Genomic DNA, 2,348 nt, shown 5'->3' on the forward strand with positions numbered 1-2,348 from the left:
TCGACGTGCCGGGCGTGGTGCGGGTGCTCACCGCCGCCGACGTGCCCGGCGTGAACGACGCGGGCGTCAAGGACGACGAGCCGCTGTTCCCCGCCGAGGCGATGTTCCACGGCCACGCGCTGGCGTGGGTGCTCGCCGAGACGGCCGAGGCGGCCCGGCTGGGCGCGGCCGCCGTCCGGGTGGAGTACGAGACGCTCCCGTCGATCATCACCGTGCCCGAGGCGATCGAGGCCGGCTCCTTCCAAGGCATCCCGCGCACGATCCGCCGCGGCGACCCCGAGTCGGCGCTCGCGACCGCTCCGCACGTCTTCGACGGCGTGATCGAGATCGGCGGCCAGGAGCACTTCTACCTCGAGACGCACGCCTCGCTCGCCCGCATCGACTCCGAGGGGCAGGTGTTCGTCGACTGCAGCACGCAGCATCCGAGTGAGACGCAGGAGATCGTGGCGCACGTGCTCGGCCTGCCGAGCAATCGCGTCACCGTGCAGGCGCTGCGCATGGGCGGCGGCTTCGGCGGCAAGGAGATGCAGCCGCACGGGTTCGCGGCGATCGCGGCGCTCGGCGCGATGCTCACGGGTCGCACGGTGCGGCTGCGGCTGAACCGCACGCAGGACCTCACGATGACCGGCAAGCGGCATCCCTTCCACATCGAATGGAAGGCGGGCTTCGACGACGACGGTCGCATCCTCGCGCTCGCCACGACGCTCACGTCCGACGGCGGCTGGAGCCTCGACCTGTCGGAGCCGGTCATGGGCCGGGCGCTCTGCCACGTCGACAACGCCTACTGGATCCCCGACTTCGTCGCACAGGGGCGCGTCGCGAAGACGAACAAGACGTCGCAGACGGCGTTCCGCGGGTTCGGCGGCCCGCAGGGCATGTTCGTCATCGAGGAGGCGCTCGGACGGGCGGCTCCCGTACTCGGGCTCGACCCGGCCCTCCTCAGGGAACGCAACCTCTACCGGCCGGGGCAGACCACGCCCTACGGGCAGCCCGTCCGGCACGCCGAGCGGCTGCGGGCGATCTGGGAGCAGCTGCACGTGAGCAGCGACTTCGACGCCCGTCGCGCCCGGATCGCGGCCTTCAACGAGGAGCACGACGACGTGAAGCGCGCCCTCGCCATCACGCCAGTGAAGTTCGGCATCTCGTTCACGCTCACCGCCTACAACCAGGCCGGCGCACTCGTGCACGTCTACAAGGACGGCTCGGTGCTCGTGAACCACGGCGGCACCGAGATGGGCCAGGGCCTGCACACGAAGATGCTGCAGGTCGCCGCGACGGCGCTCGGCGTGCCCCTCGAGACGGTGCGGCTCGCGCCGACCCGCACGGACAAGGTGCCGAACACGTCGGCCACCGCCGCGTCATCGGGCGCCGACCTCAACGGCGGTGCCGTCAAGGACGCGTGCGAGCAGATCCGCCACCGGCTCGCCGCGGTCGCCGGGCGCATGCTCGGCGTCGACGCGCGCGACGTGCGGTTCTCGCGGGGCCGGGTGGCCGGGCTCGGCGCATCGGGACCCTGGTTCACCTTCCTCGAGGTCGTGCGGGCCGCCTACGACCAGCGCGTGCAGCTCTGGGCGGCGGGCTTCTACCGCACCGACGGCCTGCACTGGGACACCGAGCGCATGCAGGGCGAGCCGTTCAAGTACTTCGCCTACGGCGCCGCCGCGACCGAGGTGGAGGTCGACGGCTTCACCGGCGCGCACCGGATGCTGCGGGTCGACATCCTGCACGACGTCGGCGACTCGCTCTCGCCGATCATCGACCTCGGCCAGGTCGAGGGCGGGTTCGTGCAGGGGGCCGGATGGCTCACCCTCGAGGAGCTGCGCTGGGACGAGTCGGACGGCCCCGGCCGGGGTCGCCTGCTGACGCAGTCGGCGAGCACGTACAAGCTGCCGAGCTTCTCGGAGATGCCCGACGAGTTCAACGTGCACCTGCTGGAGCAGGCCGCCGAGGAGGGCGTCGTCTACGGGTCGAAGGCGGTGGGCGAGCCGCCGCTCATGCTCGCGTTCAGCGTGCGCGAGGCGGTCCGCGAGGCCGTGGGGGCGTTCGGGCCGTCGGGTCGGAGCGTCGCACTCGGCTCGCCCGCCACGGCCGAGGCGACGTACCGGGCGATCCTGGCGGTGCGAGAACCGGCCGACGACGACACGCCCGCTCCGGCGACGGATGCCGCCGAGATCCGAGGCGGTCGGCCGCTCGTGCCCTCGGACTCGTAGGCGGCCGCGTGGACTGGGTCGACGCCCTGCAGCGACTGCGGGCCGCGCGCACGCCGGCGGTGCTCGTCGCCCAGCGCGAGCAGGAATTCCTCGTTCAACCGATATCGACGCGAGCGTGGCTGCTCGGCGTCGACCTCC

1 protein-coding gene is annotated in these 2,348 nt (G+C 72.4%); it reads left to right on the top strand.

From position 1 onward, the window contains the following. Positions 1-2,210: xanthine dehydrogenase molybdopterin binding subunit (gene xdhB, locus GH736_RS21315; protein ID WP_159606875.1), on the top strand; the 2,210-nt coding region annotated here is incomplete at its 5' end. Positions 2,211-2,348: the final 138 nt, after the last annotated feature.

Source organism: Agromyces humi (assembly GCF_009720255.1).
Lineage (GTDB): Bacteria > Actinomycetota > Actinomycetes > Actinomycetales > Microbacteriaceae > Agromyces > Agromyces humi.